This is a genomic window from Spirillospora sp. NPDC046719 (assembly GCF_040645715.1).
GTDB lineage: Bacteria > Actinomycetota > Actinomycetes > Streptosporangiales > Streptosporangiaceae > Spirillospora.
Genome location: NZ_JBEYYT010000473.1, coordinates 1 through 6937 on the forward strand (window position 1 = coordinate 1; position 6937 = coordinate 6937).

7 protein-coding genes are annotated in these 6937 nt (G+C 72.4%); 3 read left to right on the forward strand and 4 right to left on the reverse strand.

The genetic code is table 11. From position 1 onward, the window contains the following. Window positions 1–118: 118 nt before the first annotated feature. From ABZ914_RS43415 to alaS, 3 genes are all read right to left on the reverse strand, one after another. Window positions 119–409 (reverse strand): hypothetical protein, encoded by a 291-nt coding sequence (locus ABZ914_RS43415; RefSeq protein WP_500200600.1) that lies wholly within the window; start codon window positions 407–409, stop codon window positions 119–121. A 195-nt stretch (window positions 410–604) separates the two neighbouring features. Then, window positions 605–1318, reverse strand: coding sequence for an endonuclease/exonuclease/phosphatase family protein (locus ABZ914_RS43420; protein ID WP_500200601.1), 714 nt, complete (start codon window positions 1316–1318; stop codon window positions 605–607). Window positions 1319–1525: 207 nt separating this feature from the next. Beyond that, on the reverse strand, window positions 1526–4144 hold the full coding sequence (gene alaS / locus ABZ914_RS43425) for an alanine--tRNA ligase (protein WP_500200602.1): 2619 nt from the start codon (window positions 4142–4144) through the stop codon (window positions 1526–1528). Between the two features lie 228 nt (window positions 4145–4372). On the opposite strand from alaS, the gene ABZ914_RS43430 reads away from it, so the two are divergent. Next, window positions 4373–4837: a hypothetical protein gene (locus ABZ914_RS43430; protein WP_500200603.1), complete on the forward strand. Its 465-nt coding sequence runs from the start codon at window positions 4373–4375 to the stop codon at window positions 4835–4837. Here the strand turns inward: ABZ914_RS43430 and ABZ914_RS43435 are convergent. Then, entirely contained in the window at window positions 4824–5210 is a 387-nt protein-coding gene (locus ABZ914_RS43435) for a winged helix-turn-helix transcriptional regulator (protein ID WP_387031036.1), read from the reverse strand. The genes ABZ914_RS43430 and ABZ914_RS43435 overlap by 14 nt on opposite strands. Window positions 5211–5331: 121 nt before the next feature. Between ABZ914_RS43435 and ABZ914_RS43440 the strand changes: the two genes are divergently transcribed. Together ABZ914_RS43440 and ABZ914_RS43445 are read left to right on the forward strand one after the other, a co-directional pair. Further along, window positions 5332–5910 carry a YceI family protein gene (locus ABZ914_RS43440; RefSeq protein WP_500200604.1) on the forward strand — a complete coding sequence of 193 codons (579 nt, stop codon included), beginning with the start codon at window positions 5332–5334 and terminating at the stop codon, window positions 5908–5910. Window positions 5911–6076: 166 nt separating this feature from the next. Next, a partial coding sequence (locus ABZ914_RS43445; RefSeq protein ID WP_500200605.1) for an AAA family ATPase occupies window positions 6077–6937 on the forward strand: 861 nt, incomplete at its 3' end.

Here is a 6937-nt window from a genome sequence, read left to right on the forward strand (position 1 = left end):
CCGCCCGGAGCGTGCGGCGTGGGCGCCGGTCACCGGGCGGCCGCGCCGGGCCGCGCATCGCGACGCGTCCGCCGACCCCGCCCCGTCCGCTCGTCACGAGGGCGCACCGCCACCCGCCTCAGTCCCCGAAGAACCAGAGCTGGCTATGTCCGTGCTGGCTTGTGATCTCGCACAGCCGCTTGAGGTCGTCCCGCACCGCAGGGACCAAGGGGCTGCTTTCGGGGAGGCGGTCAAGCTCTGCGAGCAGTGAGCGCGCCTGCGAGCTGTTGAACATCGTGTCGGCGTACGGCAACAGGTGCCAGAGCATCGGGATCAAGTCCCGATCTAGCTCCCATATCCACGCTATGTCGATGCCGTGACTGCCCCACGCCTCAATGGTGCCGCCTCGCAGGACGCGGTAGTCAATCACGGCCGTCATCATCGCACGGGATCCTGGCTAAGCGAGCGTGAACCAGGGGGCTGCGCCGCCGTCGGACACAGTGGCACAGGCCATCCCGGTGCAGGGACGTTGCAAGCTGAGGTGGAAATCCGCGGGGCTCCCTCGACCCCGAGCCGTCGAGGATGGCGGCGGCCGCTGAGTCCAGGTCTCGTCGGGTGGGGCAGCTCACAGCGTGATGTTCGCGCGGACGAGATTGTGGTCCGAGAGGCCGCCGACGTCCTCGACGGCCGCGCTACTGGTTCTGGCGCCCCGCACGACCACGTGGTCGATCCACTGTGGCTCCGAGCTTGAGGTTCGCGGCCGTGTCGGCAGGGCTTCCGGCGGGAGATCCACGACGTCGAAACCGGGGCCCAGCGCCGACGCCACGGTGGCACGGTCGGTGTTGAAGTCGCCCATGAGCATCGCTGTCCGTCCCGGCGCAGTGGCGGTCAGCTCGGCCAGGCGTACCAGCTGGCGCGTGCGTCGCTGATCACCGCTCAGGTGGGTTGCGACAACGAGTGTCCCGGCGGTCTCGACGGATAGCACTCCCTTGCCCGGATCGTCCTCGAAGGAGTCGGCAGCGACCTTGCGACTCTGTCCGTCCACCAGAAGCACGAGGTACTCCTCCGGGGCGTGGAGCGGACGGGACGCATGGCGCGGTACCGGGACGCGCGGATACCGCAACGTGTGGATGGTTCGGCCGGGCAGTGCGAGGCGGATGCTGGCCAGTTGGTCACCGCTGACCTCCTGAAGTGCGATGACCTGTTCGGTCCGCGTTGCCAACTGCGCCGTAACGGCAGCGATCCGCTTCGATTCGTCCGGCCAGCGCGCCGGGACATCCTCGCCCCAGTTCTCGGCATGCACACGGTGCAGGACGTTCCACGTAGCCACAGTGATCACGTGGCGTGATGGTAGCCACTTATCGGTCGGCGTGTGCTGGTCGGTCGTGACCTGGCGGGCGACTACGCCCTTGGCCGTGAGGCGCCCCACGACCGGGAGGGCGGCTTCGCGTGTCCGCTGAGAAGGCCCAGGCAGGGAGCCTCCTGCCTGGGGCTTGCTTCTTCTCGGAGGTGCGGGGCGTTTCGGCGGGGCCTGGCGCGGTGGGGGTTAGAGGGTTCGGGCTTGGGCTGCGGCTGTTGCTATCGCCTTGGTGAGGTTCTCTGGGTGGCGGCCGCCCGCGTTGGCCAGGGCGCCCTTGCCGCCGGCGCCGCCGCCGACCTCGCGTGCCGCGTCGGTGAGCAGGTCGCGGGCCTGGACGCCGGTGCGGGGGCCGGCTGCCGCGACCAGTTGCGCCTTGCCGCCGGACGCGGTGCCGAGGACGGCCAGGCCGCGGCCGTCGCCGGAGGCGACGATGGCGGACGCGAGGGTGCGCAGGTCCGCGGCGGTCGCGTCGTCGATCCGCTGCGCGACGAGCCACCCGGACGGTACCGGTTCGGCACGGGACGCCAGGCGCTCGGCGAGCGCGTCGAGCTCGGCGCGGCGGAGGGCGTCGAGTTCGCGCTGCGTCTCGGCGAGCAGGTCGAGGCGCTGCCGCAGCCGGTCGGGCGCCTGGTCGGGCGGGACGTTCAGCAGCGCGGCGAGCTCGGCCAGCAGCGCCCGTTCGTGGTCGAAGTGGCGGAGCGCGTCGGGTCCGGTGAGCGCCTCGATGCGGCGCAGGCCGGTGCCGATGGACGACTCGCCGACGATGTGGACCGGCCCCGCCTGGGACCCGTGCCCGACGTGGGTGCCGCCGCACAGCTCGCGGGACGCGTCGCCGATGTCCACGATGCGGACGGCGTCGCCGTACTTCTCGCCGAACAGCGCGACCGCGCCCGCCGCCTCCGCGTCGGCGCGGGACGCCTCCCACACGCGCACGTCGGGATCGTCCGCCAGGTACTCGTTGACGAGCGTCTGGACGGTGCCGATCTCGGGCACGGAGGAGAAGTGCGCGAAGTCGAACCGCAGGCGGCCGGGTTCGACGCGGGATCCGCGCTGTGCCGCGTGGTCGCCGAGGACGCGGCGGAGCATCGCGTGCAGGACGTGCGTGGCGCTGTGCGAGCGGGCGGTCGCCGCGCGCCGGTCCGCGTCCACGGTCGCTTCCGCCTCGTCGCCCGGACGGACCTCGCCGTCCACGATCCGGACGGTGTGCACGTGCAGGCCGTCGATGCCGGGGCGGGTGTCCACGACCTCCAGGACGGCGCCGGGCGTGCGGATGGTGCCGGTGTCGCCGACCTGGCCGCCGCCCTCCGCGTAGAACGGGCTGCGTTCGAGGACCACCTCGAGTTCGTCGCCCTCGGACGCGATCGGGGTCGTGCCGGTCCCGTCGAGGAGCGCGACGACCCGGGTCTCGGCGGTGGTGGAGGAGTAGCCCACGAAGTCGGTGCGGCCGTGCTCGGCGACGACCCGCCGGTACAGGTCACGCCGCGCGACCACGTCGCCCTTGCGGTCCTGGCCTGCGCGGTGCGCCTGCCGCCGCTGCTTCTCCAGCAGCTCCGCGAACGCGTCCTCGTCGACGGAGAGCCCCGCGGACCGCGCCGCGTCGAGGGTCAGATCGATCGGGAAGCCGTAGGTGTCGTGCAGTTCGAACGCGGTCTGCCCGGAGAGGGTGGTGTCCGCCCGGGAGATCGCGGACTCCAGCAGCCGGGTGCCCTGCCGCAGCGTCCGCTCGAACCCGTCCTCCTCGGCCACGACGACCCGCTCGATCAGTTCCGACTGCCGCTCAAGCTCCGGCCACGCCCCGCCGAGGTTGCCGACGACGCTGCCCGTCACCGGCGCCAGGACCGGCTCGTCGATGCCGAGCCGGCGCGCGTGCCGGACCGCGCGGCGCATCAGGCGGCGCAGCACGTAGCCGCGCCCGTCACGCGCGGGCAGCACGCCGTCCGCGATGAGGAACGCGATGGCCCGCGCGTGCTCGGTGACGACGCGGAACGACAGGGAGTCCTCGCCGCCGTCGCGTCCGGGGTAGGGGCGTCCCGCGAGTTCCTGGACGAGCCGGAGCGTCGGCGCGAGCAGGTCGGTCTCGCAGACGGTGTCCACGTCCTGCAGGACCGCCGCGAGACGGTCGAGGCCGAGCCCCGTGTCGATGTTCTTCGCGGGCAGTTCCCCGAGGATCGGGTAATCGCCCTTACCGGTGCCTTCGCCACGCAGGTTCTGCATGAACACGAGGTTCCAGAGTTCCTGGTAGCGCTCGCCGTCCACCGCCGGCCCGCCCTCGCGGCCGAATGCGGGGCCGCGGTCGTAGTGCAGTTCGGAGGACGGCCCGCAGGGGCCCGGCGTCCCCATCGACCAGTAGTTGTCCGCCATTCCGAGCCGCTGGATGCGCTCGGACGGGACGCCGACCCGCCGCCAGAGGTCCTCCGCCTCCGTGTCGTCGAGGTAGACGGTGACCCAGAGCCGTTCCGGGTCGAGGCCGTAATGGCGTGTGAACAGCTCCCACGCCCAGGAGACGGCCTCCGCCTTGAAGTAGTCGCCGAACGAGAAGTTGCCGAGCATCTCGAAGAACGTCGAATGCCGGGTCGTCCGGCCGACGTTCTCGATGTCGGACGTCCGCGCGCATTTCTGCACGGACATCGCGCGGGGATGCTCGGGCTCGGTCTCGCCGAGGAAGTACGGCTTGAACTGGTTCATGCCCGCGTTCGTCAGCAGCAGGGTCGGATCCGGCGGGATCAGCGGGCCGGACGGGACGACGCGGTGGTCGCGTTCCCGGAAGAAGTCCAGGAAGGTGGAACGGATCTCAGCAGAGCGCATGGGACGGCCTCACGAGGTCGATGGGATGACGGCGCACACCGCCGAGCCGGGCCGGGCACGACTGCTCGTTCCCCAGCTCGGCGCGGCTAGCTCGCCGCCCCACCTCGTGAAAGACCATCGGACGCTTTCCGTTCGCGGATACCTGCCTACAACGCTAACCGAGGCAACCCCCGCTCCGCGAAACAAATTCCTTCGCTTCGCGACCTGTGGCTCTCCTACGGTTTCCTCGTGTACGTGTACGCGGGCCCGCCCGAACTCCTCGCCCAGGTGCGCCCCGGGGTAGTGGGCGCGCCCATCGCGTCGTCCGCCGACATCGACGGGCTGGCACCGGACGACGAGCCGTTCACCTACGTCGTCGACCTTGAAGGGACGCTCCGCATCGCGCCGCGCCGCAGCGAGCACGTCGCCTGTGCGGGCGGACGTCCCGTGCTCGCGGCCGGTGAGATCGCTTTCGAGCGCGTCCACGGCGTGTGGGGCGTCATCGAGGTCAGCAACCAGTCGACCGGCTACTGCCCCGACCCGGCTTCGTGGCCGGAGGGCGCCGAGGCGCTGGACCGTGCGGGGATCGCGCGTCCGGACGGCTTCACCGCGACGTTCGTCTTCCGGCACTGCCCCGGCTGCGGGGAGCTCAACGTGGTCAAGGACGAGGACTACGTGTGCGTGTTCTGCGGGTGCGGGCTCAGCGGGCCTTGAGGGCTTCGGTCTCGGCGGTGCGGGCGTCGTAGGCGGCGCGGGCGGCGTCGATCTCGCCGAGATGGGTCTCGGCCCAGGACACCATGGTGATGGCGGCGTCCAGGAGCGTCGCGCCCATCGGGGTGAGGGTGTAGTCGACGCGGGGCGGCACGACCGGGTAGACGGTGCGGGCGACGATGCCGTCCCGCTCCAGGCCGCGCAGCGTGACGGTCAGCATGCGCTGGCTGATGCCCTCGATCTCGCGCTTGAGCTCGGTGAAGCGCAGGGTCCGCTCGCCGAGCACGGCGATCACCTGGAGCGACCACTTGTCGCCGATCCGCTCCAGGATCTCGCGGCCCCGGCAGCCGGCGGCGGTGTGCTCGTTGAGGTTCATGGTTATCTCCAGGGAACCGAGGCAGAAAAAAGTGCCTTCTTGTGCGGGTGGCGCGGTGGTCCGCACCATGGAGGCGGTTCCTGAAAGGAACCGCCTTACTGGTCATAACCAAGGAGACACGATGACCGCGGAACTTGTCGAGATCCCGGACTACGTCGCCGGAACCTGGACGATCGACCCCCTGCACTCCGGCGTCGGCTTCACGATCCGGCACCTGATGGTGAGCAAGGTCCGGGGCCGCTTCGCCGCGTTCGAGGGGACGGTCGTGACCGGCGACGACCCGCTGCGGTCGGAGGTGACCGCGACGATCGACCTCGCGTCGATCGACACCGGCAACGCGCAGCGCGACGAGCACGTCCGGTCCGCCGACTTCCTGGACGTCGAGAAGTACCCCGAGATGACGTTCCGGTCCACCGGGGTGCGCGCCGGCGGCGACGGCTTCCTGCTGGACGGCGAGCTGTCGCTGCACGGCGTGACGAAGCCGGTCACGCTGGACCTGGTGGTCGAGGGGTTCGGGCCGGACGTGTTCCGGCAGGACGACCCGTTCAAGGGCGCCCGCGCCGGGTTCACCGCGACCGGCGAGATCAGCCGGCTGGAGTTCGGCGTCGGCGACGCCGCGACCGTGCCGGGCGGCAAGCTCGGGCTGAGCGACAAGGTCGAGATCGTCCTGGAGATCGAGGCGGTGCTCCGGACGGACTGAGCCGGACGGAACGAGCCCCACGAAGCGATCCCCACCAGGCGATCCCACCGGGCGATCCCGACGGAGCGATCCCGCCGAACGCGCTGTTTACCGTCCGTTCCCCGCCGGTTCGCCGCCGCGCGGGCGCGGCGCCCCATGATCGGAGGGGACAGGACGGAGGGCGCGGATGCCGAACGGGACGTCCGGGGCACGCCCGCGGCCGGCCCCGGACGGCGCCGCCCCGGTGGAGCGGCGGGGGCGGCTGGCGGCGCCGTGGATCGTCGGCGGGCTGACCGCGGTGATCACGGCGGTGACGACGTCGCTGGACGCGTTCAGCCTGCCCCCCCCGGTGCAGGCGGCCGTCACGGCCGGGGTCGCGGTGCTGGCCGGCGTCGCGGCGTGGGGCGCGCAGCAGGCGGAGCGGGCCGCCCCGCCGGAGCGGGCCGCGGGCGGGGTGACGCCGGCGCAGCTGCCGCCGGTGATCGCGCACTTCACCGGGCGGGACGCGTCGCTGGCCGAGCTGCGCCGGACCGTCGCCGCCGGGTCCGGGTCGCCGGCGTCGCCGCTGGTGGTGTCGCTGCACGGGCCGGCGGGCGTCGGCAAGTCGGTGCTCGCGGCCCGGTTCGCGCACGAGATCGCCGACGGGTACCCGGACGGCGCCCTGTACTTCGATCTGCGCGGCGCGGGCGGGGCGCCGGTGCCTCCGGAGGAGGTGCTGCTCGGGTTCCTGCAGGCGCTCGGGGTGCGGCTGGCGACGGACCCGGGCGGGCTGCCCGAGCTGCAGAAGCTGTGGTGGACGTGGACGCGCGGGCGCCGGCTGCTGGTGCTGCTGGACAACGCGCACGACGCCGCGCAGGTGCGGGCGCTGCTGCCGCCGGGCGGCGGCTGCGCGGTGCTGGTGACGTCGCGGCAGTCGCTCGGCCTGCTCAACGACCTCGACCGGCGGCTGACCGAGTTCACCGCCGGGCACGCGGTGGAGCTGCTCGGCCGGCGCGGCCGGCCGGGCCCGGGGGCCGCGGACCCCGGGGCCGCCGCCCCGCTCCCCGAG